This is a genomic window from Actinoplanes sp. NPDC026623 (assembly GCF_040638275.1).
In the GTDB taxonomy this organism is placed as follows: Bacteria; Actinomycetota; Actinomycetes; order Mycobacteriales; family Micromonosporaceae; genus Actinoplanes.
In genome coordinates this window covers 1-22882 of the sequence record NZ_JBEZXZ010000144.1, presented here as the reverse complement: position 1 = coordinate 22882, position 22882 = coordinate 1, and the positions used below count along the sequence as shown (strand labels likewise).

At 73.1% G+C, this 22882-nt stretch carries 21 protein-coding genes and 2 pseudogenes; 10 read left to right on the top strand and 13 right to left on the bottom strand.

Features of this window, described 5'->3' with window-relative positions:
- From AB0F10_RS32040 to AB0F10_RS32025, 4 genes are all read left to right on the top strand, one after another.
- Positions 1–281: helix-turn-helix transcriptional regulator (locus AB0F10_RS32040; RefSeq protein WP_360633477.1), on the top strand; the 281-nt coding region annotated here is incomplete at its 5' end.
- 40 nt (positions 282–321) lie between these two features.
- Positions 322–1932: an FAD-binding protein gene (locus AB0F10_RS32035; RefSeq protein WP_360633474.1), complete on the top strand. Its 1611-nt coding sequence runs from the start codon at positions 322–324 to the stop codon at positions 1930–1932.
- Positions 1929–2063 (top strand): hypothetical protein, encoded by a 135-nt coding sequence (locus AB0F10_RS32030; RefSeq protein ID WP_360633471.1) that lies wholly within the window; start codon positions 1929–1931, stop codon positions 2061–2063. The genes AB0F10_RS32035 and AB0F10_RS32030 overlap by 4 nt, the downstream gene beginning before the upstream one ends.
- The gene (locus AB0F10_RS32025) at positions 2060–2425 is read left to right on the top strand and encodes a ferredoxin family protein (protein WP_360633468.1); all 366 of its coding nucleotides are present in this window, start codon (positions 2060–2062) and stop codon (positions 2423–2425) included. Before AB0F10_RS32030 ends, AB0F10_RS32025 begins: the two co-directional genes overlap by 4 nt.
- A 692-nt stretch (positions 2426–3117) precedes the next feature.
- Here AB0F10_RS32025 and AB0F10_RS32020 read toward each other — a convergent pair.
- Both AB0F10_RS32020 and AB0F10_RS32015 read right to left on the bottom strand, forming a co-directional pair.
- Entirely contained in the window at positions 3118–4326 is a 1209-nt protein-coding gene (locus AB0F10_RS32020) for a hypothetical protein (RefSeq protein ID WP_360633465.1), read from the bottom strand.
- A 270-nt stretch (positions 4327–4596) separates the two neighbouring features.
- Positions 4597–6021, bottom strand: a complete 1425-nt coding sequence (locus AB0F10_RS32015) for a PLP-dependent aminotransferase family protein (RefSeq protein WP_360633462.1) — start codon at positions 6019–6021, stop codon at positions 4597–4599.
- A gap of 59 nt (positions 6022–6080) precedes the next feature.
- Here AB0F10_RS32015 and AB0F10_RS32010 point away from each other — a divergent pair, with 59 nt between their 5' ends.
- Positions 6081–7109 (top strand): DMT family transporter, encoded by a 1029-nt coding sequence (locus AB0F10_RS32010; RefSeq protein ID WP_360633459.1) that lies wholly within the window; start codon positions 6081–6083, stop codon positions 7107–7109.
- Here the strand turns inward: AB0F10_RS32010 and AB0F10_RS32005 are convergent.
- Both AB0F10_RS32005 and add read right to left on the bottom strand, forming a co-directional pair.
- Positions 7030–7191: pseudogene (locus AB0F10_RS32005) on the bottom strand (flagellar biosynthetic protein FliQ); the annotation flags it as partial. The gene AB0F10_RS32010 and the pseudogene AB0F10_RS32005 overlap by 80 nt on opposite strands.
- Positions 7192–7320: 129 nt before the next feature.
- A complete protein-coding gene (add, locus tag AB0F10_RS32000) occupies positions 7321–8265 on the bottom strand; it encodes an adenosine deaminase (protein ID WP_360633456.1) in 945 nt (314 codons plus the stop codon).
- Between the two features lie 133 nt (positions 8266–8398).
- On the opposite strand from add, the gene AB0F10_RS31995 reads away from it, so the two are divergent.
- The 3 genes from AB0F10_RS31995 to AB0F10_RS31985 all read left to right on the top strand — a co-directional run bounded on the left by AB0F10_RS31995 (position 8399) and on the right by AB0F10_RS31985 (position 13164).
- Positions 8399–9055, top strand: coding sequence for a SemiSWEET transporter (locus AB0F10_RS31995; RefSeq protein WP_360633453.1), 657 nt, complete (start codon positions 8399–8401; stop codon positions 9053–9055).
- A 95-nt stretch (positions 9056–9150) separates the two neighbouring features.
- Positions 9151–11385 (top strand): EAL domain-containing protein, encoded by a 2235-nt coding sequence (locus tag AB0F10_RS31990; protein ID WP_360633450.1) that lies wholly within the window; start codon positions 9151–9153, stop codon positions 11383–11385.
- 144 nt (positions 11386–11529) lie between these two features.
- A complete protein-coding gene (locus tag AB0F10_RS31985; RefSeq protein ID WP_360633447.1) occupies positions 11530–13164 on the top strand; it encodes a methyl-accepting chemotaxis protein in 1635 nt (544 codons plus the stop codon).
- Here the strand turns inward: AB0F10_RS31985 and AB0F10_RS31980 are convergent.
- Genes AB0F10_RS31980 through AB0F10_RS31970 form a run of 3 tightly spaced genes read right to left on the bottom strand, consistent with a single transcriptional unit; the run spans position 13161 to position 15810 of the window.
- The gene (locus AB0F10_RS31980; protein ID WP_360633444.1) at positions 13161–13793 is read right to left on the bottom strand and encodes a DUF305 domain-containing protein; all 633 of its coding nucleotides are present in this window, start codon (positions 13791–13793) and stop codon (positions 13161–13163) included. The genes AB0F10_RS31985 and AB0F10_RS31980 overlap by 4 nt on opposite strands.
- Entirely contained in the window at positions 13790–15061 is a 1272-nt protein-coding gene (locus tag AB0F10_RS31975; RefSeq protein WP_360633441.1) for a primary-amine oxidase, read from the bottom strand. The genes AB0F10_RS31980 and AB0F10_RS31975 overlap by 4 nt, the downstream gene beginning before the upstream one ends.
- A 14-nt stretch (positions 15062–15075) precedes the next feature.
- Positions 15076–15810 carry a hypothetical protein gene (locus AB0F10_RS31970; protein WP_360633438.1) on the bottom strand — a complete coding sequence of 245 codons (735 nt, stop codon included), beginning with the start codon at positions 15808–15810 and terminating at the stop codon, positions 15076–15078.
- Positions 15811–16009: 199 nt separating this feature from the next.
- On the opposite strand from AB0F10_RS31970, the gene AB0F10_RS31965 reads away from it, so the two are divergent.
- Complete coding sequence (locus AB0F10_RS31965; RefSeq protein WP_360633435.1) at positions 16010–17062, top strand: LLM class flavin-dependent oxidoreductase; 1053 nt, start codon at positions 16010–16012, stop codon at positions 17060–17062.
- 42 nt (positions 17063–17104) lie between these two features.
- On the opposite strand, the gene AB0F10_RS31960 is transcribed toward AB0F10_RS31965, so the two are convergent.
- The 5 genes from AB0F10_RS31960 to AB0F10_RS31940 form a co-directional block, all read right to left on the bottom strand.
- Positions 17105–17896: an SAM-dependent methyltransferase gene (locus AB0F10_RS31960; protein ID WP_360633480.1), complete on the bottom strand. Its 792-nt coding sequence runs from the start codon at positions 17894–17896 to the stop codon at positions 17105–17107.
- A gap of 29 nt (positions 17897–17925) precedes the next feature.
- Positions 17926–20025 carry an EAL domain-containing protein gene (locus AB0F10_RS31955; RefSeq protein ID WP_360633432.1) on the bottom strand — a complete coding sequence of 700 codons (2100 nt, stop codon included), beginning with the start codon at positions 20023–20025 and terminating at the stop codon, positions 17926–17928.
- A complete protein-coding gene (locus AB0F10_RS31950; protein WP_360633429.1) occupies positions 20025–20642 on the bottom strand; it encodes a sigma-70 family RNA polymerase sigma factor in 618 nt (205 codons plus the stop codon). The genes AB0F10_RS31955 and AB0F10_RS31950 overlap by 1 nt, the downstream gene beginning before the upstream one ends.
- A gap of 114 nt (positions 20643–20756) precedes the next feature.
- Complete coding sequence (locus AB0F10_RS31945) at positions 20757–21065, bottom strand: hypothetical protein (protein WP_360633426.1); 309 nt, start codon at positions 21063–21065, stop codon at positions 20757–20759.
- A gap of 47 nt (positions 21066–21112) precedes the next feature.
- Positions 21113–22066, bottom strand: a complete 954-nt coding sequence (locus AB0F10_RS31940) for a helix-turn-helix domain-containing protein (protein WP_360633423.1) — start codon at positions 22064–22066, stop codon at positions 21113–21115.
- A 146-nt stretch (positions 22067–22212) separates the two neighbouring features.
- Between AB0F10_RS31940 and AB0F10_RS31935 the strand changes: the two genes are divergently transcribed.
- A complete protein-coding gene (locus AB0F10_RS31935; RefSeq protein WP_360633420.1) occupies positions 22213–22344 on the top strand; it encodes a hypothetical protein in 132 nt (43 codons plus the stop codon).
- Between the two features lie 55 nt (positions 22345–22399).
- Here AB0F10_RS31935 and AB0F10_RS31930 read toward each other — a convergent pair.
- Positions 22400–22882: pseudogene (locus tag AB0F10_RS31930) on the bottom strand (hypothetical protein); the annotation flags it as partial.

Genomic DNA, 22882 nt, shown 5'->3' with positions numbered 1-22882 from the left:
CGCGGACCGGCACCGAGCCGGCGCCCGGCCGCGGCGCCCGGGTCGTGGCGAGCCGGCTCGAGCCCGACCCCACCGCCCAGCTTCCGGCGTCGGACGCGCCGTCCTTCGCCACCTGGCTGTCGGCGAGACTGCGCGCCGAGGGCATGACCATGGAGGCGGCGGCGCGCCGGCTCGAGGTGTCGACGAAGACGATCAGCCGCTGGGTGAGCGGCGCGACGGAACCCCGGCTGCGCGACCTCTACCGGATCCGCGACGTCTTCGGCGAGCCGCCCTTCCACTAACCTACTTGACATATAGGATTTGCGGAATAAGGCTGTGCCCATGACAGCGACCGCACTGGATCTCACCGCCGACGTCGTCATCGTCGGCGGCGGTCCCGCCGGCACCTGGGCGGCACTCACCGCCGCCGCCACCGGCGCCGACGTCCTGCTCCTCGACAAGGGCTACTGCGGCACCTCCGGCCCGACCGCCTCCGGCGGCACCGGCGTCTGGTATGTCCAGCCGGAGCCCGCCGCCCGCGAGAACGCCATGGCCTCCCGGGAGGCGCTCGGCGGCTACCTGCAGGACCGGCGCTGGATGGCCCGGGTGCTCGACCAGACCTACGAGAACATGAACCGGCTCGAATCCGAGGCGCGCTACCCGTTCCCGGTCGTCGACGGCGCCGCCCACAAGCGCGGGCTGCAAGGCCCGGAGTACATGCGGCGGATGCGATCCTGGATCAAACGGGCCGGCGTGCGGATCCTCGACCACAGCCCCGTCACGGAGTTGCTTGTCGACGCCGCCGGCACGGTCGCGGGAGTTCGCGGCCACCGCCGCCAGCACGACACCGGCTACCGGGTCCGCGCCGGCGCGGTCGTCCTGGCCACCGGCGGCTGCGCGTTCCTGTCCAAGGCGCTCGGCTGCGACGTCGCCACCGGAGACGGCGCGCTCTACGCCGCCGAGGTGGGCGCGGCGATGTCCGGGATGGAATTCTCCAACGCGTACGCCATCGCGCCCGCCTTCACCTCGGTCACCAAGACGGCCTACTACGGCTTCGCCACGTTCTTCCACGACGACGGCACCCCGCTCGCCGGCGCGGGCAGCCAGGGCGGCCGCACCGTCATCGCCCAGGAGCTGCTGCGCACCGGCACGGTGCTGTGCCAGATCGACCAGGCGACCGCGGAACAGCAGGCCCTCATGCGCTCCGGGCAGCCCAACTTCTTCCTCACCTTCGACCGGCTCGGCATCAACCCGTTCACCGACAAGTTCCCGGTGACCCTCCTGCTCGAAGGCACCGTACGCGGCACCGGCGGCATCCAACTCGTCGCCGACGACTGCGCCACGAGCGTCCCCGGCCTGTACGCCGCCGGCGACGCCGCCACCCGCGAACTCATCTGCGGCGGCTTCACCGGCGGCGGCAGCCACAACTCGGCCTGGGCGATGTCGTCCGGCACCTGGGCCGGCGCCGGCGCGGCCCGCTTCGCGAAGTCGCTGAGCGCGACGGCCGTCAAGCGGCGGCTCACCGGCGCGGGCGGGGTCGCGATGCGGCCAACCGGCGGCAGAGAATTCGGCGGGGACGCCTGGGCCGAGGCGCAGGACGTGCTGCGACGTCAGGTCCACCCGTACGATAAGAACTACCTGCGGCACGGGGACCGGTTGCGCCCCGCGCTGGCCGAACTCGACGAGCTGTGGACCCGGCTGCGCACGGGTGCCGCCGCCGGCCCGGCCGCCACGCCCCGGCTGCGGCAGGCCGCCGCGATGGTCGCCCACGCCCGATGGATGTACACCAGCGCCCTGGCCCGCACCGAGAGCCGCGGGATGTCCCGTCGGGAGGAGTACCCCGACCTCGACCCGGCCCAGCGCCGGCGCCTCACCGTCGGCGGCCTCGACGAGGTCTGGGTCCGCCCCGAGTCCGCACCGGCAGCCCGCCCGGAGCCGGCGGTCGCGTCATGACCGACGCCGCCTCGCACGGAAGATGCGCCACCCGCGACGCCCAGCAGCCAACCACCGTGACCGAAACCGACACCAACGACAGCAGCGCGACCCGCAACGCCGCGCACCCGGAATCGGCGGTGACATCGTGATCGAAGTAGTCTCGAACAGCAGGTGCGTGACCTGCGACGTGTGCATCGCGGTGTGCCCGACCGACGTGTTCGACCGCGGCGCCGACGGCATCCCGGTCATCGCCCGGCAGAGCGACTGCCAGACCTGCTTCATGTGCGAGGCGCACTGCCCGGCCGACGCGCTGTTCGTCGCCCCGATCACCCACCCGGCCCCGCCGGGTTCGCCGCTGCGCGACGAGGACCACGTGACCGAGACCGGCCTGATGGGCAGCTACCGCCGGGAGATCGGGTGGGGTCGCGGGCGCAGGCCCGGTGCTCGCAACGCGGTCGGTCCCGAGCTCGGACGCGCCCGGATCACCCCGGCGGCCACGCACAACGACTGACCGCCCTCCCCCGCACCTTCACGGCGGCCCGCCGGCGATCCCGCCCAGCGGGCCGTCCCCATCCTCGTTGCTGGCACTCACCTCCCGGCGCGAGCCTTGCAACCAAGATCATGAGCCCGCGGGAGTCCGGTGAGACGGCGCACTGCGCGTTAGGCATCCTAGGATCCTTGGATACAGGTGCTGGAGACTTGTTCGGTGCGGGTTTGTGGATGGCATTTTGCTTGCGCGATTTGTAGTGCCCCTTCAAGGCTCACTATCGGTCGGGTGGACCGCTGTGCGGACAGGCGCCGACTGCCTTGGTGGTGCAACGCGCGGCCGTGACGACCTCGGCGGAGTTGAGTGGAGAGTGACAGGCCGGATCTCTGGACCGAAGCCGTGGCTGAACGATGGTTCTCGGGCATTTGAGATAGGTGATCGAGGGGATGCGCGGGCCGTGTCGACGGATATTGGGTCCCGGCACACGAATAATCTCTGTATTTCGGTGGTGCAGGGAGTGGCAGCTTGTTCGCGCGGCAGATTTCGCCGACGGCGAGGTTGTCGAGGTCAATACGCCGTGCTCGGCTGTGTGGCCGGGCAACCTATCCCCGCCGCCTGTCCCCGCCGCGCTCGTCGGCGGTGGCGCCGACGGGCAGGACGAAGAAACCCCGCCCTCGAAGAGGGCGGGGTTTCTTCGGTGGTGCAGATCTGCTTGGTTACGGTGTCGAGCACTGCGCTGCGGTGAACGTGATCGGCAGTTCGCCACCGTTCCAGTTCTCCGCCGTCGCGTAGCTGACGGTGCCGACGTCCATCCGGTCGGCCACGCCGTCCATCGGCGCGTCCGCCACGTTCCACGCGAAGGTGTAGAAGCCGCTGTCGCGGATCGACGCGACGGTGACCTCCTTGACACCGTTGTTGTCCTTGTCGGTGATCTGGCCGGTGACGCTCTCGTTGACGGTGACCGTGTTCCCGCCGTCGAGGCCGACGATCACGTTGGTGCCGGAGAACTTGCCGTCGGCGGCCATCTTGACCTGGTAGGTGTGGTTCCAGTTGCCACCGCCGCCGGAGGGCTGAGTAGCGTGGAACGTGCAGTCCTTCGACGCCGCGGCGTCCTCCGCGGGGGTGGAGCCGCGGGTCCAGCTCCAGTTACGGACCAGCACCTCGTGCTGCGGGCCCGTGGTCGCGTTCGCGCCGGGGTACAGCGAGATCGCCTCGACCTGCAGGCTGGCGGACACGCTGGTGGCCCAGCCGCTCTTGGGCGTCCGCGAGTACGGCGCGTTCAGGTCCACCCCGTCGAGCACCAGCCGAACCTTCTGTTTGGCCGGGTCGACCATAAAGGAAACGTTGTGCCAGGCGGTGTCCGGCTTGAGGTAGCCGGCCCTGGTCCAGCTGTTGCCGGTCCAGACACTGACCTGGCCGAAGTTCGACTGCCACGGGTTGAGCACCCACTGGAACGCCGTGCCGTGATCGACCTTGGTGGTGACACCGTCCCAGACGAACAGGCCACCCTCGACGGTCTGCGCGTTGCGGGGGCCACCGGCGGTGGACGGCACGTACGGCATCTGGAACGAGTAGCCGCCCTGGTGCACGCGCTGCATCAGCGACGGGTCGGTGACCCGCTTGTAGGTGATCGCGTGCGCCATGATGCCGCGGTTGCGGATGTTGGCACGCACCCGGGTGTCGGTGCCGTGGTCCTCGGCGGCGATGTCGGCGCTGGTGACCGGCGCCTGGCCGGGAGCGGCGTAGACACCGTCACCCACCACCGTGGTCCAGCCGGACAGGTCCGTACCGGACTCGGTCGTCGCGGCGGCCAGGGCGGGCGCCGACAGACCCGTCGAAACGGTGCTGCCGATGGCGATGCCGGCGGCGAGGACCGAGAGGAGGCGACGGCGGCCGGTCGCGGTGCGTGTCTTGAAGATTCCCATGAACACGTACGGTAGGGACGGCTGGTGAGGTTTTCCTCTGGCAGAGGTCAAGCTGCGCTCAAGGCTCAGAACTCCCGGCCCGGGGCCCAGTGCCGCCACCCGGTCTCCTCTCTGACATACGTCGGCACCGCCGCCTGGTCAACTGCGGGATCGCCATCGAGCCACAGCCCGGAATACTCAGCCTGATCCGGAAAGGACCTGATCCCCCGAACCGCCCTCTCAGAACGGACCCGTCGGAGGCGTGAGGCGCACCGGGGCCCGCGCCGGCCCTTACCGGCTGCTGCGGCGGCTTCGGTCGATGGTTTGGCCGATTCGGCGGGCGGCCTCGTGCAGGCGGTCCGGTGGCAGGGCGGCGTAGCCGAGGACCAGGCCCGGCGGGCCGTCGAGTTGGCGGTGCCAGGACAGGGGGTGCACGCGTACGCCGGCGCGCTCGATTCGGCGGGCGAGTTCCGTGTCGTCGGCCGTGCCCGGGAGGGTGATCAGCAGGTGCAGCCCGGCGGCGACGCCCTCGACCCGGGCCGACGGCAGGTGTTCGGCCAGGCCGCGCAGGAGGGCGTCGCGGCGGGTCCGCTGGCGGCGGCGGACCGTGCGCAGGTGCCGTTCGTAGTCGCCGCCGGCGAGGAGGTGCGCGAGGACCAGTTGCGGCAGGGCGGGGTTGCCGAGGTCGCTGGCGTGTTTCGCGGTGACCAGTTCGGCGTGCAGGCGGCGGGGCGCGATGAGCCAGCCCAGGCGCATGCCCGGGGCCAGCGACTTGGAGACGCTGCCGGCGTACGCGACCCGCTCCGGACCCGAGCCCTGCAGCGCCGCGACCGGGGCGCGGTCGTAGCGGTGTTCGGCGTCGTAGTCGTCCTCGATGATCAGGCCCGGGCCGTCGGCGGAGCGGTCGAGCAGCGCGCGGCGGCGGGCCGGGCTCAGCACCACCCCGGTCGGAAACTGGTGTGCGGGGGTGAGCAGCACGGTCTGCAGGCCGGTGGCGTCGAGGTCGGCGACGCGGATCCCCTGGTCGTCGACCGCGATCGGCACGGTTTCCAGCCCCCAGTGCGCGAGTTCCTCGCGGGTGCCGCGCGATCCCGGGTCCTCGATCGCGACCGCGGCGACGCCCCGCGACCGCAGCGACTGCGACAGCAGCGCCAGGGCCTGCGCGACGCCGCCGGTGACGATGAGGTCGTCGGCGGTCGCCCGGACGCCGCGGGTGCGGGCGAGCCAGCTCGCGAGTTCGGCGCGCAGCCGTGGGCTGCCGCGCGGGTCGCCGTAGCCGAGGTCGGCGTTGCTGGCGGACCCGAGCACGATCCGCTCGGCGCGCAGCCAGGCCGCGCGGGGAAAGGCCGACAGATCCGGTACGCCCGGAGAAAGGTCCAGGTCGATCTCGGCGGACGGTGGCAGCGGCAGCCGCAGTCCGGAGGTGTCCCGCGGGCGGCTCTCCTGCCGGGGCACGCCGGCGCGCGCGATCACGACGGTGCCGGCGCCGGCCCGGCCGCTGAGCAGTCCCTCGTCGGTGAGCCGCTGGTATGCCTCGACGATGACGCCGCGGGAGAGGCCGAGCTCGGCGGCGAGGGCGCGGGTGGCGGGCAGCCGCGCCCCGGCCGGGAGGCTGCCGCCGGCGATCGCGGCCCGTAACACGTCCACCAGCCAGGTGGTGACGCCCCGCGACGGGGCGGCGCCCGCGTAGAGCTCCAGGAGGTCGACTTGGTCCACCTCCCCGCCCCCAGATTGGTTCTTCTGGAAGGACCATAACGCCCCGGAGCATGGTCTGCGTGTCCCGAATATTTCCCGTCGCCACCGGATCGGCGGCCATGATCTGCGTCGGCGGCAGCGTCGCCGTCTCCGGCCTCCTCGCCGACGCTCCCCTGTTCACCACGCAGTCGGCGCGGTACGCCGTCGCCTGCCTGCTGCTGATCGCGTTCGCCCGGCTCAGCCGCGCCCCGCTGGTCCGGCCCCGCGGCGGCGAGTGGCTGTGGCTGACCGGCATCGCCGCGACCGGGATGATCGTCTTCAACCTGGCGCTGGTGCAGGGCGCGAAGCACGCCGAGCCGGCCGTCCTGGGCGTGGCGGTCGCCTGCGTGCCGCTGGTGCTGGCGGCGGCCGGGCCGGCCAACCGGGGCCGCGGTCCGCGCCGGCCGGTGCTGGCCGGCGCCCTGCTGGTGACCGTCGGCGCGACGCTGGTGCAGGGCCTGGGCCGCACCGACGGGATCGGGCTCGCCTGGGCGTTCGTGACGTTCGGCTGCGAGGCCGCGTTCACGCTGCTCGCCGTGCCGGTGCTGGGGCGGCACGGCCCGGTCGGGGTGTCGGTGCACACGACCTGGCTGGCGGCGGCGATGCTGGCGGCGCTCGGCCTGGCGCACGAGGGTCCGGCCGCGATAACGCGGCTGAGCAGGACGGATCTGCTGGCCGGCGGCTATCTCGCGGTCGCGGTGACGGCGGTGGCGTTCGTGCTCTGGTACGCGTGCGTCTCCCGGCTCGGTGCGGGGCGGGCGGGGCTGCTGACCGGCCTCGCCCCGATCGCGGCGGCGCTGGCCGGGGTGGCCCTCGGCGGCCCGGCGCCGCGGCCGCCGGTCTGGGCGGGCATCGCGGTGGTGGCGGCGGGGCTGGTGGTCGGCCTGCGGCCCGCCGCCGCTGCGGGCCGGGCGGGTTCGTTCAGGCGAGCAGCGTCGGGATCCGTTCGAACAACTGCGTCGTGTACGTCACCATCTCATGCAACATCCAATTACCCGAGAACAGAATCGCCGCACCGACACCCACAGCCTTCGGCACGAACGACAGCGTCGCCTCCTGAATCTGGGTAACCGACTGAAACAACGAAATCGCAAAACCGATCAGCAACGCGGTCACCAGCACCGGCGCACACATCTTCGCCGCCACCGTCATCGCCTGCAGCCCCAGCTCCACGATCTGCGTATCCGTCATACCAACCCCTTCGGGCCCCGCCCACCCCCACCGAGTGCAAACCCGGCGCGCAACGGTTGCCGTCCGGTTCGCGCCCGCGAAAACCTCAAGTCAGCGGAAGGCGGCCGCCGCGGACTGCCGCGCCACCGACTCGAGCTGGGCGGCCGTCAGCCCGGCGGCGTACCGGGCGAGGGCGTGCTCCTGGGACAGCGTCACGTCGCTGACCCGCGGGTTGTCGGTGTTGAGGGTGACCGGCACGCCGGCGGCCAGCAGCGCGTGTATCTGGTGGTCGCGGTAGCCGGGCGCCGCACCGGTCTGCGTGTTGCTGGTCAGCGCCACCTCCAGCGTCACCCCGCGGCGGGCCAGCTCCTCCAGCAGGGCCGGGTCCTCCGCCGAGCGCACGCCGTGCCCGATCCGCTCGGCGCCGAGGTGCTCGACCGCCGCCCGTACGCTCTGCGGCCCCGCCGCCTCGCCCGCGTGCACGGTCACGTGCAGCCCGGCGTCGCGCACCAGGCCGAACGCCGGCGCGAACAGCGCCGCCGCGTATCCCGCCTCGTTACCGGCCAGGTCGACGCCGCACCACAGCTCGCGGCGGGTCAGGAACGTGCGTACCTGGGTCAGCGCCGACTCCGGGCCGAGGTCGCGCAGGATCGTCGCGATCAAGCCGACCGGCAGGCCGGTGACGCTGCTGCCGGCCGCAATCCCGTCCGCGACCGCGTCGATCACCGCCTCCGGCGCCAGGCCGGTCTGCTGCTGGATGAAGTACGGGCTGAAGCGGAACTCCACGTAGTCGAGCCCGTCGTCGAAGGCGTCCTCGACCGCCTCCCGCCCCGCCCGGCGCCAGTCGTCCGGCGCCGCGAACACGCCGATGTGATCGTCGACCTTCGCCAGGTACGGCAGCAGGCCACCGAGCGGCCCGCCCGCGACCAGCAGGTCCCGTGGCCGGTCCGCCGCGGCGAGCGGGTGGCCGTCGCGGGCCGCCACGTCCAGGAAGGTGCTGGACCGGATCGCGCCCTCGAGGTGCCGGTGCAGGTCGATCAGCGGATGTGCCGCCATGTCGGTCCCTTCGAACTCGGGCTCGTGTCGCCCCTCACTGAGGGATCTTTTCAGGCCCGCCGCCGCGGGGGCCGATGAGGTGGGTGGCCGTCACGCTGCCGGCCCTTCCCTGCCCTTCGACCGGAAACGGATCATGTACTCCACTGTTGTTCTCGGCTGGCTCGGTGCCGCGTTGTCCATGGCTCTCCCCTGGCCCCAGGTGTGGCGCTCGGTCGCCAAGGGCCGCACCAGCGGCCTCTGCGCCGTCGCCTGCTGGCAGGGCACGGCGATGCCGATCGGCTGGATCACCTATGGGCTGCTGACCGGGGAGACCGTTCAGGTGGTCACGAACACGGTGACCGGGCTCGCCGGGCTGTCGATCCTGGTGGCGGTGCTGATCAAGCAGGGTGAGCTGCGTACCCGGCGGCGGCTGCTGACCGGCGCGGCGGGTGCGGCGGGCGTGCTCTGCGCGGCGGCGATCTGCGCGGTCGCCACCGCGACGACCGACTTCGAGCCGACGCGGTTGTCGGCGTTCCTCGGCTCGGTGCTCGCGGTCGCCGCGACGCTCGCGGCGGTGCCGCAGCCGCTGTCGCTGCTGCGCAACCGGACCCAGGACCTGGCGGGCCTGTCGCCGCTGCGCTGGCGGCTCACCGCCGCCGCGTGCTCCTGCTGGTGCGCGTACGGGCTGGTCAGCGGCCAGGTCGCGGTCTGGCTGTCCGCGTCCGTCGGCCTGACCGCGGCGCTGATCGTGTGCTGGGTCCTCATGGGCGCCGGCCGCAACCGGGCGCCGCACGCCGTGGCCACGGCCTGAGGGGCGACAACCCCGCGGCAACGGCCCGTTCACTCATGCCGGGACCCGCCGCGCCGATTCTGCACATTGACGACCGACGAGATGGGAGTTCGACTATGCGCGGTTGGCTTCCCGCCGGCGGCGGCCTGCGCGGCGAGGACTGGGCGCGGCGCCATCGGCTGCTGACGCTGCTGCTCGCGTCGAGCGTGATCGCCCTGACCGTCTTCGGCTACGTCCACGGCGAACTCGGCGCGGCCTGGCTGCTGAGCGTCGCCCTGATCCTGCCGTGCGTGGTGGCCGCGGTGCTGCTGCCCCCGCGCCGGTTGCCCTCGATCTTCGTCGCCGCCGGCCTGACCGTCGCGTGCGGCGGCTTCGTCGCCATGTCCGGTGGGCTGACCGAGGCGCACTTCTCGTTCTTCATCGCCGTCGCCGCGCTGTCGCTGTACCGCGACTGGACGCCCTTCTGCGTGTTCCTGATCGGCACCACCCTGCACCACGCCGTCTTCGGCACCCTGGTCAGCAACCTGACCTACGACCACCACAGCGCGATGGCGCACCCGTGGGTCTGGGCCCTGCTGCACGGCCTGGCCGTGCTCATCGCGGCGGCCTTCCAGGTGGTGGCGTGGCGGCTGACCGAGGCCGAGGAGCGGCAGGCGCAGGACAGCCTCGCCGCCAGCCAGGCCCAGCTCGGTGTGGCGTTCGACGAGACCCCGGTGCCGATGGCCATGATGGGCCCCGACGGCCTGGTGCAGCGCACCAACTCGGCGTTCCGGACCTGGCTCGGCCTGCCCGATCCGCTGCCGCCGGGCTTCATGGTCACCGACCTGCCGCTGACCCCGGAGGGGTACGAGCCGGGCACGCTCGTCATGCAGTTGCTGAGCGCGCCCGACGCACACACCACGATCTCCCATCCGTACCGCCGCCACGACGACGGTTCGGTGATCTGGATCGAGATACACAGCAACGGCCTGCGCGACCGCGAGGGCCGACTGCAGTCGATCTTCGTGCACTGCCTGGACGTCACCCGGCAGCAGGAGCACGAGGCCGCGCTGCGCCGCCAGGTGCGGCAGGACTCGCTGACCGGGCTGCTGTCGCGGTCCGCGTTCGAGGTGGACCTGGTCGAGCTGCTCGGCGCGAACGACGGTCCGGTGTCCGTGCTCTACCTGGACGTGGACCGGTTCAAGACGATCAACGACGGGTCCGGCCACTCCACCGGCGACGACGTGCTGCGCGCCCTCGCCACCCGGCTGGAGCAGACCGTGCCGCGCGGCTCGCTGGTCGCCCGGCTGGGCGGCGACGAGTTCGTGGTGGCCCAGCCCGGACCCCTGCGGGACGGCCTCGACACCGGCCGGGCGGTGCTGGCGGCGATGGCCCAGCCGCTGCCGGTGGCCGGTGGCCGGCTGCGGCTGGCCATGAGCATCGGCCTGGCCGTCGCTGACGATCCGGAGCAGGCGGAGCAGGCCGTGCTGGCCGCCGACACCGCCATGTACTCGGCCAAGCGCGCCGGCGGCAACCGCCTGGAGATCTTCAACGACGAGATGCGGGTGGTGGTCCAGCAGCGCATCACCGCCGAGTCGCGGCTGCGGCAGGCCCTCGACGGCGACCGGATGGCGACGCTGCCGGTCTGGTTCCAGCCCATCGTCTCGCCCGCCACCGGCCTCATCGTCGGCGCCGAGGCCCTGGTTCGAATGTGGACCACCGAGGGACAGCTGCTCGCGCCGGGGCACTTCATCGCGACGGCCGAGGAGACCGGCCTCGTGGTCCCGCTCGGCGAGCACGTGCTCGCTACCGCGCTGAGCCGCCTGCAGCAGTGGCGGCACGAACTGGGCTACGTGTCGGTCAACGTCAGCCCGCGCCAGCTGAACGAGCCGGACTTCGTCCCCACGCTCGCCCGGCTGCTGGCCGAGGGCGGCCTCGAGGACCCGTCGCGGCTGGTCCTGGAGATCACCGAGACCGCGCTGCTGTCGAACTCCGTCGACCTGCGGGACCGGCTGCATGCCATCAAGGCTTTGGGCGTGCGGATCGCCCTGGACGACTTCGGCACCGGGTACAGCTCGCTGACCTGGCTGCAGTCCGTGCCCGCGGACATCGTGAAGCTGGACCGGTCGTTCGTCGCCGGCCTGGCACACGACAGCCGCAAGGAATCGATCATCTCGGCCGTGCTCTGGCTGGCCCGCTCGCTGAACATGTCCGCGGTCGCCGAGGGCGTCGAGGACCTCGCGGACTGGGAGGCCCTGCGGGCCGCCGACTGCCCCGCCATCCAGGGGTACTTCTTCAGCAGGCCCGTCAACGCCCAGGACTTCCACCACATGCTCATGCGGACCCGGGAGATCAGCCTGGAGGCGGCCTAGGGGTCCTGCCCGGCGGGGTGCGGCCGGGGTGCGGCTCGGGTGCGGTGTGGCGGAGCCCTCAGTTCCGGCGCGGCGGTGCTGATAGTCCACCTGCCGGACAGACCCGGCGGCGATCGGGCAGGACACCGTCAGGAAGGCAAGCCGATGCAGCACACCCTCGACGAGTCGCGGCAACCGGACGAGCGGCGGCGCCACCCGCTGACCCGGCTGGGTGACCTGCCGCTGGCGGTCAAGTTCTCCATCGCCATGACGCTCGTCGCGGTGACCGCGCTCATCACCGCCTGGGGCGGCCTCGTCGCACAGCAGCGGGCCAACGCCGCGGCGACGCACACCTACCAGCACGCGCTGCTGCCGACCACCGCGCTGGAGACGCTGCGGGCCTCGGCGTTGCGCAGCTTCCTCTACCTCACGATGCTGGCCTCCGCGCCGGGCCCCCGGGCCGAGGCGATGATCCAGCAGGTCAAGGCCGAGGACGCCGTCCAGGACAAGGCCCTGGCCCAGTACGCGGCCCTGGGCACGCTCAGTGCCGACCCGCGCGCGGCGCAGGTCAAGAAGACGCTCCTCGACTTCCGTACGGACCGGGACTCGACGCTGCTGCCGGCCGCCACCGCCGGCCAGGGCACGGCGTACCTGACAAGCTTCAACGCCCTGACTCCGGGGCTGGTCAGGTCCGGCACCGTCATCACCGCCCTGATCACCGACGAGGCCGCCCTGGCCGCCCGGAGTCAGGCGGCGGCGCAGGACTCGTACCGCTCCAACCGGATGTTCATCATCGGCATCGTGGTGGCCGGCCTCCTCCTCGCCTTCGGGGTCGCCTGGGCGGTGATCCGCCAGAGCGTCCGGTCGATCAAGCGGATGGCGACCGTGCTGGACCAGGTCAGCGCGGGCGATCTCACCCAGCGGGTCGAGGTGCGCTCCCGCGACGAGATCGGCACGATGGCCCTGGCGCTCAACGGCGCGACGCAGAGCATGCGCTCCACCCTGAGCCGGCTGGACAGCTCGGCAACCGAGCTGGCCGCGTCCGCGCAGCACCTCACCGAGGTGTCCGCGACCATCGCCGGCGGCATCGACGCGGTCGGCGCCGAGGCCGACGCGGTCGCCCGGGCCGCGGGCGACGTCTCGCAGAACGTGTCCGCCCTCGCCGCGGCGAGCGAGCAGATGGGCTCCTCCATCCGGGAGATCTCCCGCAACGCCGGGCAGGCCGCCGGCGTGGCCGGCGAGGCGGTCACCGTCGCCGAATCGACCACGGCCGTCGTCGCCCAGCTGGGCGAGTCGTCGGCGCAGATCAGCGACGTGGTCAAGGCCATCACCGCGATCGCCGGGCAGACCAACCTGCTCGCCCTCAACGCCACCATCGAGGCCGCCCGCGCCGGCGAATCGGGCAAGGGCTTCGCGGTGGTGGCCACCGAGGTCAAGGACCTGGCGCAGGAGACCGCCAAGTCGACCGAGGACATCGCCCGCCAGGTGCAGGCGATCCAGCGCGACACCGGCAAGGCCGTCGAGGCGATCGCCGGCATCACCGCGGTCATCTCGCAGATCAACGACTACCAGACGACCATCGCCTCCGCGGTGGAGGAACAGACGGCCACCAGCCACGAGATCAACCGCAGCGTCAGCGACGCCGCGGAAGCCTCGGCCGGCATCGCCAGCAATCTCGCGGCGGTCGCCGGCGCCAGTCAGGTCGCGAGTGCCGGCGTCACCGAGACCCATGCCGCCGCCGAGCAGGTCGCGCGGATGTCCAGCGACCTGAAGGCGCTGGTCTCCCGGTTCGTCATCTAGATGCACCCGGCCCGGGAACGTATCCCGGGCCGGCATCCGCGCGCGACCAGCAGGGTCCGCATAGCGTCGTTCTCCGCCGTCTGCGTGTTGACGATGTGTGCCGCCAGGTTGTGGATGTAGGCGTTGCCGCCGGCCTCGAGCACCGAGCGGGCCATGGTGATCGCGCCGGTGTGGTGCGCGATCATCCGCCGCAGGAACAGCCGGGCCGCCGTCGCGGGCGGCGCGGACCCGACCTCGCGCACCTGCTCCTCGGTCAGCATGCCGTGCGCCGCGGCGTCGCCGCCGCGCATCCGCCGCAGGGCCGGGTCCGCCGGGTCGGCGGCCGGGTGGCCCCACGCGACCAGCCAGGCGTTGGTCTCGTCGATCTCGCGCTGCTGGTCGTGTGCGATGAAGTCGGCGATGCGGAAGACCCGCTCGGACAGGCCCGGCTTGGTGACCATGATCCGGCTCAGCCGGACCGCCTGCGCGTGGTGCGCGACCATCATCCGGGCGAACAGCACGTCGATCCCGCGCGGCGCGGCGGCGGTCGTGGCGGTGGTTGCGGCGGCGCGGGGCGCCTCGGGACCGCCGCCCGCCAGGGCCGCCAGGATCACGGCCAGGGCCAGGGCCGATCTGGGTACGGGCGTCACCGCTGGCCGTTGACGCCGGTGAGTGCGTCCGGGGCGAGGCGGTTGATCTCGGTGAAGTCCCGGGGCGCGAGGTCGAAGCCCTGCCAGTGCAGCGGCATCGGGCTCTGATCCTCGTCGCGCGGCACGTGGTGGAAGCCGACGCGGACCCACATCACCGGGTCCGTCATGGTCTCGGCGTTCCGCGCGTAGTCCAGGATGGTCCGGCGGGTGGGGCACTGCGGGTCGTTGTTGTCCGTCGCGTACCGCTCGCAGCCGTGGCGCTGGGTGAACGTCACGTCCGGCGCGGTCTCCGGGTGTGCCTCGTAGACGTCGCCGCCGGTGGTGACCAGCTCGTACGAGCGGGCGTGCCCGTCGGCGTTCCGCGCGGTCCGGCTCGCGACCCGCCACCAGCGGCGGTTGGCCCTCGAGAAGCTGCCCTCCCTGGCGATGACCCGGCGGCTGGTCCTGAGCGCCGCGGTCATGCTCCCCTCGCCCACCACCGTGGTGTCGACCTGCTCGACCTGCTCGCCGCCGCGGCCGGCGAGGTCGAAGTCGACCCGCCAGAAGGCGCTGTGGTAGTGGCTGGTCGCGAAGTCGCGGGCGCCCCTGCCGATCGGCCAGCCGTTGCCGGCGTTGCCGTAGTCCACCGGCGACAGATTGCCGGAGGCGCCGAGGCGCGCCGAGATCTCGCCGTCGTCGTGCAGGCGGTACTCGGTGATGTACTCGTACCAGCCGACCTTGCTCACCGCGCGCAGCACCAGGTCGTGGCCCTGCCGGGAGTACGGCCTGGCCGCCGATTCGTCGTTGCCCAGGCGGTACGCCGGCCCGGAGGCCTCCGCGCTCACGCAGAGCACCTTGCGGCGCCGCGGCACCTCGTCGCCGTCGGAGCCGACCCGCGCGGAGCCGCCCCTGCAGTCGTCCCCGGCCAGGGTCTGCAGGTACGCGCCGCCGAAGCCGTACTCGGTGATGTCGTTGTACTCCGTCTCGCCGGAGTCGTACGGCACGTTGAGCTGGGCCACGGTCAGGGATCGCAGGATCCGCACCGGTTCCGGGTAGCGCCGGGAGGAGATTCGCACGTCCTCCAGGACGAGCCCGCTCTTTTCGTGGATGCGCCAGCAGAGCTGCCAGGTGGTGCCGTTCGGCAGCGTCTCCCGGACCATGGTGGCGGCCGTGCACTGCGCCGCGCCGGGCGCCCGGGCGGCCGCCGGGGTGGCGGCCGCGGCGATGACGCCGCCGGACAGGGTCAGCACGGCCGCCGCGGCGGCGCTCCTCGTTCTGGTGGTTCCCATGCCCCCGGCCCCCGCTACGTCAGCCGGGCGATCGAGCGCCCGGAAAGGTCGATGATGAGGTGGTTGAGGTCGATGAACGGGCCGTCCACGGCCTGCACGACCAACTGCAGGCAGCGGTGCGCACCGCACTGGCGGACCAGGGGCTCGGCGGGCCGGGATTCGTAGACGTGTGCGGTGACGACGATGTCGTCCCGGCCGGCGAACGCTCGCCCGGTCGCCGCGGCGTAGCCGTCACGCAGGTCGGCGGCGAACGGCCCGGCGAGCAGGAGATCGAGCGCGGCGCCGACCTCGCGGTGCGCCGCCGGCGGCTGCATCCGGGTGGCCGAGTACGACCCGGTCACCCGGCCGGTGCCGAGGTCGACGACCTGCTTGACGAGCCGCTCGGTCCGGTAGTCGTAGTAGTAGACCTCGGCGTGGCGCCCCGCGCCCTCGCCGACCTCGGCCGACAGGTACTCGGGGCCGGCGGCGCCGGTCACGTCCTCGGCGCCGGCGGCGAGTCCCGGCGTCAGCGCCGCCACGCGCGCCCTGCGGACCTCATCGGTGGTGAGGGGCTCGCCGCCGGTGCCCGCGACCTGCTCGGGCGGCGGGCTCGGGTCGGAGACCCGCGCCGGCTCGGCCGCCACCCCCGAGGTGGTGGGCGACGGCGGTGACGCGGTCGCCCGCCAGGCGGCCACGCCGAACGCGGCCAGCGCCGTGGCGGTCGAGACCCCCAGCCCCCAGGACAATCTCCGCGCTGTCGTCGATCTCAATGTCGCGACTCCTCCCCCTCGAGGCGCCATCGGCGAACGGATGGCCACCCAAACGTGAGGTCGATGTGAGGTATTGCCCTTTGTGCCGGATTCATGACACTCATGTATTCAATGCCTAGATTCGTGCCCAGACAATGAAGCCACCCGAAAGCGGCGGCCCGCCGGGCACGCCCCGCCCGCTGGGTGCATGATCAACGGCATGCTGCCCGTGGAATTCGGACTGGACACCTTCGGCGACGTCACCGCCGGACCGGACGGCGCGCCGCTGCCGTACGCGCAGGTCATCCGCAACGTCGTCGAGCAGGCCGTGCTCGCCGACGAGGTCGGGGTGGACGTCTTCGGGATCGGCGAGCATCACCGCGACGACTTCGCGGTGTCGGCGCCGGAGATCGTGCTCGCCGCGATCGCGAGCCGCACCCGGCGGATCCGGCTCGGCACCGCCGTGACGGTCCTCAGCTCCGACGACCCGGTACGCGTCTTCGAGCGCTTCGCCACCCTCGACGCGGTCTCGCAGGGCCGGGCCGAGCTCACCCTGGGCCGCGGCTCGTTCACCGAGTCGTTTCCGCTGTTCGGCTACGACCTCGACGACTACGACCGGCTCTTCGCGGAGAAGGCCGGCCTGATGGCGGAGCTGCTCACCGAGGACGCGGTGACCTGGCACGGCACCGTCCGGGCGCCGCTGGCCGGGCAGCAGGTCTACCCGAAGACCGAGTCCGGCCGCATCCCCGCCTGGATCGGCGTCGGAGGCACCCCGGAGTCGGTGGTCCGCGCGGCCCGCCACGGCTTCGCGCTGGTGCTGGCCGTCATCGGCGGCGACCCGGCCCGCTTCGCCCCGTACGTCGAGCTGTACCACCGGGCGCTGGACCAGTACGAGCACGAGCAGTTGCCGATCGCGGTGCACGCACCGGGCTTCGTCGCCGCGACCGACGAGGAGGCGATCGAGACGCTCTGGCCGCACGCGCGGGCGTCGATCACCCGGATCGGCGCGGAGCGCGGCTGGCCGCCGCTGACCCGCGACCGGTTCGAGGCGGACATCGCCGACGGCGCCTGGCACGTCGGTTCGCCGGAGACGGTGGCCCGCAAGATCGCCCGTACGGTCGGGGTGCTGGACGCGCAGCGCTTCGACCTCAAGTACTCGGCGGGCACGCTGCCGCACGAGGCGATGATGACGTCGATCCGCCGCTACGGCACCGAGGTGATCCCCCGGGTCCGCGAGCTGCTCGAGGCCGACCTGCTGGAGCCCGGGGACTGAGCCCATCCATGGCGGAAGACCCTGGCAGGTTCGTTACCTGGGCTATGCCTTGCGGCCGATCGCGGCCACCACGGCCATGTCGCCGGACGCGGCGTCGTCCTGCGGGCCGTCCGGCCACTCGTTGACCCAGACCAGGCCGGGCGGCACCAGCTCGGAGCCGCCGAAGAAGCGCATGATCTGCGCCCGGTCCCGGCCCGTCGCCGTGGACACGTCCGTGCGCTGGTAGAGCGCCGCCACGCCGTCACCGGCCGCGTCGGCGGGTGTCTCGGAGACGCCGTGCGAGATGACGATGTAGGACCCGGCCGGCAGCGCCTCCCGCAGCCGGTCGACGGCCGTGAACGCGTCGTCGTCGGGCACGAAGTGCAGCATCGACACCAGCAGCAGCCCGACCGGCTGGTCCAGGTCGATCAGCTTGCGCACCTCGGCGTGCTCGAGGATCGCCTGCGGGAAGCGCATGTCGGCCTGCACGACCGTGGCGAGCGGGTTGTCGCGGAGGATCTCGCCGGCGTGCGCGACCGCGACCGGGTCGATGTCGACGTAGACCACCCGGGCCTCGGGGACCTCGCGCTGGGCGATCTCGTGCACGTTGCCGACCGTGGGGATGCCGCTGCCGATGTCGAGGAACTGGCGCACCCCGGCGTCGAGCAGGAACCGCACGGCCCGGTTGAGGAACGCGCGGTTGGCCCGGGCCATCTCGCCCGCCGCCGGGATCATCGACAGCAGCCGCTTGGCGGCCTCGCGGTCCGCCTCGAAGTTGTGGTTGCCGCCGAGCAGGGCGTCGTAGATCCGGGCGCTGCTGGGCCGGCCGGCATAGTCCGCGTCCGCGTTACCCATGCCGAGGAACCCTACTCCACTGTGGTCGGTCACGATGCCACCAGCCGGTCCGCCACGGCGACGAGCGTCGCCGCCGGCCGCAGCAGCGTCGGCACCTGGTGCGGCGTGCTCGGCGCACCGAAGCGCAGGCCCTGCGCGCCGTCGCAGCCGGTGCCGGCCAGCGCGGCGGCGCCGCGCTCGTCGTCCACGCCGTGCACCGTCAGGGTCAGGCCCAGCGAGTGCGCCACCCGGGCCATGCCGGTGAGCAGCTCGCGGTCGACGTCGATGCCGCCCGGCGACGCCCGCAGCAGCGATGCCGGGGTGCGCAGGCCGTGCACCGGCAGGTCCCGCAGGTAGGCGATGCTGCTGTAACCCGTACCGAAGTCGTCGAGGACCAGCCGCACGCCCAGCGCGGCGAGCGCGGCCAGCACGGTGTTGCTGTGCGTTCCGGCGGGAACCGCGTCCAGCCCGGACAGGTGCAGGTGCAGCCTCTTCGCCGGCAGGCCGCTGCCGGCGAGGGCCTCGCGGACCAGTTCGACGATGTCCGGGTAGCCGATCTGGTGCACCGGCAGGTCGAGGCCGATGAACGGGCCCTTCTTACCGCCGTCCCAGTTCATCGCCTGCCGGCAGGCCTGCCGCAGCAGGCTGCCGGCGAGCCGGGTGATGGTGTCGCGGTCCCCGGTGAGCTGGCCGATCCGGGCCAGGTCAAGGGTGCCCAGGTGCGGGTGCCGCCAGGCCATCCGGGTGTGCAGCCCGACGACCCGGCCGGTGCTGACCCTGACGATCGGCTGATAGGACGCCGGCCCGGTGACCAGGCCGGAGACGCTGGTCGCCGCCCGCGCCCGGCCGGGGAGCGCCGGCTGCGGGTCGTAGCTGGCCCAGCCGGTGGTGCCGGTCCGCGCCTGCCGCAGGGCGATCTCCGCGTCCACCTGGACGCGGGCGACGTCGAGGCCGCCGGCCGGCACGTCGACGACGCCGACGGCCGCCAGCAGCGCCGCGGTCAGTCCGGTGCCGGGCAGCGAGGCCGGCTCGGCCAGCTCGGCCGTGATGCGCTCGGCGAGCTCGGCGAGGTGCGCGAGGCCGGCGCTGCCCTGCACCAGGACCGCGAACGTGCGGCCGCCGTGCCGGGCGAGCAGGTAGTCGGGATGCCGGACGATCTGCTGCAGCCGCCGGGCCACCTCGGTCAGCACGTGGTCTCCGGCGTCGGCGCCGAACTGCTCGCAGACGCCGGGGTGGCCGCCGACGTCGATCAGGCAGAGCCCGACGTGCCGGGCCGGGTCGTCGCCGTTGGCGGCCTGCCGCAGCCGCTGCACCAGGCGGGTCTTGTTGGCCAGGCCGGTCACCGGGTCGTAGTAGGCGAGCCGGCGGTAGCGGGCCTCGCTGTCCTGCAGGGCGAGCTGGAACTCGCGGGCGGCGCGCTGGGCGGCCCGGTGCAGCGACTCCTGCTGGGCCAGCGTGCGGGCCTGCAGCGCGGCGGCGAACCCGCCGGCGAACGCGCCGGCCACCTGCCGGGCCGGGCGGCGGACGACCTCGCCGTCGCCGACGTGGTCGAGGACGACGCCCATCGTGGCGGGCAGGGCCTCGTGGCGGCTGATGCCGAGGGCGACCACCTCCACGCCGACCCGGTAGGCGGCCTCGAGGTCGGGCGGGACGGCGTGTGCCGCGTCGTAGAGGCAGGCCGCGAAGAGATCGAGGGCCTGCACCGCGACCTGGTCAGCGATCGGCAGGTAGACGCCGGCCGCCTTGGCGGCCGCGAACCAGGCGGCGCCGACGGTCGTGCCGCCGGGCGCGGCGGCGGGCATCGGGGCGAGCTCGATCGGCGCGGCCGCGCCGGCCGAGACCGTGCGCCGGGCGCTGATCACCATCTGGGCGGCCCGGTCCAGGGCCGCGTCGGTGTATTGCACCGCGGTCTCGAGCGCGGCGGCCACGATCCCGTCGGCGCGCTGCCGGGCGTCCTCGATGAGCCGGTCCGCCGCGCCGGTGCCGGCGGGCCACGAGGGCGGTTCCACCCTGTCCTCGGCGACGGGGTCGTAGCCGCACTCCCAGAGGATCTGGTTGAGCGCGGCGATCATCATGGCGTGGGTGAGCGTGGAGTCGTCCCGCTCGGACGGGTCCTCGCGGGGCCCCGGCTGCGGTTCGGAGTGGGCCATCAGGGCCTCCCCGCCTCAGGATCTGATGCCTGCGGGTGCTGGCGCGGCTCGGGCTGGCGCTGCTCGGGCGCCTGCCGCCACATCGCCACCGCCTGCCTGCGGCCGAGTTTGAGCGCCGTGCGGACGGCCTCCGGCGTCTTGCCGACCAGCTCGGCGATCTCGGCCGGGGTTAGCCCCTCCGCGGACAGCTCGAGCGCCTCACGCCGGGCGGGAGGCAGCTGGGCGAGCACCCCGGCGAACCACTCCTCCAGCTCGTAGGCGACCAGGTCCGGGTCGGCCTGGCCCTCGCCGAGCTCGGCGACGTCGGCGACCAGCACCTCGGCGTCCGCCTGCCCGGCGCCGCGGCGCGACTTGAGCCAGTGTGACCGGGCCGCGGTGCGCACCCAGGCGACCGGATGGGTCAGCTCGGACCAGCGGCGCAGCGCCTCACGGATCGCCTCGGCGACGGCGTCCTGCGCCTCCCAGCGGTTGGCGCCCTCGCGCAGCAGGCTGCGCACGAGCCCCTCCCAGTAGCGCCGGAAGAACTCCTCGATCTGCGCGGCGGGAGGCGGGTTCGCGATGACCGGCGGGGGCGGCGCGGGCGCGATCGAGCTGTCCACGTCGTCCGCGTCGACCACCGGTGTCTCCGTTCGCCGTTGAACTCCCACCTAAGGTAGGTCCCGGGGAACCCCTCTGCGTGACAGTGGCGACCAAGATTCTTTTCGGGGGCGGCGCGCCGGGCGTCGGAGGGGTTACGCGGCCATCGTTCGGATGATCCAGTTTCCGCCGAGCATGAGCACGTCCGCGCCGGCGACCAGCGCCATCGAGAGGTGCATCCGGCGGCTGGTCAGCTCCGGGTCGGCGCCGCCCCGCATCCCGAGGACGGCGATGAACAGGCCGAGCAGCACGAGCGGGACGCCGAAGATGAGCAGGACTCCGACCGAGCCGGGCGTCCGGCCCTGCGCGACCAGCAGGGTGAGCATCACCGCCGGCACGATGCCGAAGACGAGCACGGCGAATCCGCCGAACCACCGCAACGACCGCGTCGGGTCCACCGTCACTTTTCCCACCCTTCGACGGGGAGATAGTAACGACCGGCCGCGCGGGGTCAGGCGGTCCGGGTCCGGAACATCGACCGGTAGGCCTGCGGCGTCGTGTGCAGCCGGTGTCCGAAGTGGTGTCGCATGGTGGCGGCGCCGCCGAAGCCGGCCCGGACGGCGATCGCGTCGACGCCGAGGTCCGAGTCCTCGAGCAGGCGCCGGGCGAGCAGCACCCGCTGGCCGGTCAGCCAGTCGTGCGGTGTCGAGCCGGTCTCGGCCCGGAACTTGCGGGCGAAGGTGCGCGGCGCCATGTGCGCCCGCAGCGCCAGGGTGTCCACGGTGTGCGGCTGGTCGAGGCTCTGCAGGATCTCGGCCAGCAGCGGCTGCAGCGTCTCGCACTCGACCGGCAGCACCGGCCGCTCGATGAACTGGGCCTGGCCGCCCTCGCGGTGCGGCGGGACGACCATCCGGCGGGCGAGCTGGGTGGCCACGGCCGAGCCCTGCTCCTCGCGGATCAGGTGCAGCCCGCAGTCGACGGCGGCGGAGGTGCCCGCGCTGGTGATGACGTTGCCGTCCGCGACGTAGAGCACGTTCGGGTCGACCTTCGCGGCCGGGAACCGGGCGGCCAGCGCGTCGGTGTGCCGCCAGTGCGTGGTGCAGTGGCGGTCGTCGAGCAGGCCGGCCGCGCCGAGCACGAACGCGCCGGTGCAGACGCTCATCACCCACGCGCCGCGCGCGTGTGCGCGCCGCAGCACGTCGAGGACGGCGGCGGGCGGCTCCAGCTCGGCGTTGCTCGGCACGACCGCGACCAGGTCGGCCTCGTCGGCCGGTCCCAGGCCGTGGCCGGGCGAGATCGAGAAACCCGCGTGGGTACGGACCTCGGCACCGTCCACGCCGCACACGGCGAACTCGTACGCCGGGAGCCCCTCGTCGGTGCGGTCGTAGCCGAACAGCTCGCACAGCACGCCGAGCTCGAAGACGGCCACGTCGGGCTGGACGATGACGGCGACACTCCTCAGCATGTCCGCCAGCCTACGACGAACTGGCAGGATTTTGAAGATGTATGGCATCTCTGCCACTGTCCGCGGCCGCCCGGCCGGTTCATGCTGGTAGCAGCAACCCGGTGCGCACCGGCCCAGAACTCGCCGGATCAAGGGTGTGAAACGTCATGGGAATCGCCGTACTGCTCTTCTTCGTCGCCATCGCCATCGCATCAGGCCGTGGCCTCACCGCCGACAGCCGCGACAGCGCCGACTGGAAGCCCACCGTCGACGGCCTGCGCGCCTCGCGCGGACATTGACGGCAACGCACCGGTCCCGCCCGGGACTCACGCGGGCGGGACCAGTGCGTTGCGGCTACTTCTTCGCGGGAGCCTCCTGCTCCTCGGCCGCGCCCGCCTCGTCGGCGGCCTGCTCGTCCGCACCGGCCTGCTCGTCGGCGCCCGCCTGCTCATCGGCGCCCGCCTGCTCATCGGCGCCCGCCTGCTCGCCGGCACCGGCCTCGTCACCGGCGCCCGCGGCCTCGCCGGCGGCGGCCTTCTTGCCGGCCAGGTCCAGGCAGGCGACCAGCAGCGCGGCCCTGGCGTCGGTCACCGCGGCGTCCAGGTCCTCCTGAGCGGCGGCGCCCTCCTGGGCGGCACCCTCCTCGGCGGCGCCGGCCTCCTGCTTCTGCTTGGCGGCGCCGGCACCCTTCCTGGCGCCCTTGCCCATGGCCTTGGCCCACTTCTTGGCCGCGGCCCGCTTGGCCTTCCGGGACATGTGCGCCGCTGCGGCGCCGGCCTGCCCGGCGGCCGCGCCCTGGTCCTCGGCGGCGCCCTCCTGCTCGGCGGCGCCGCCCGC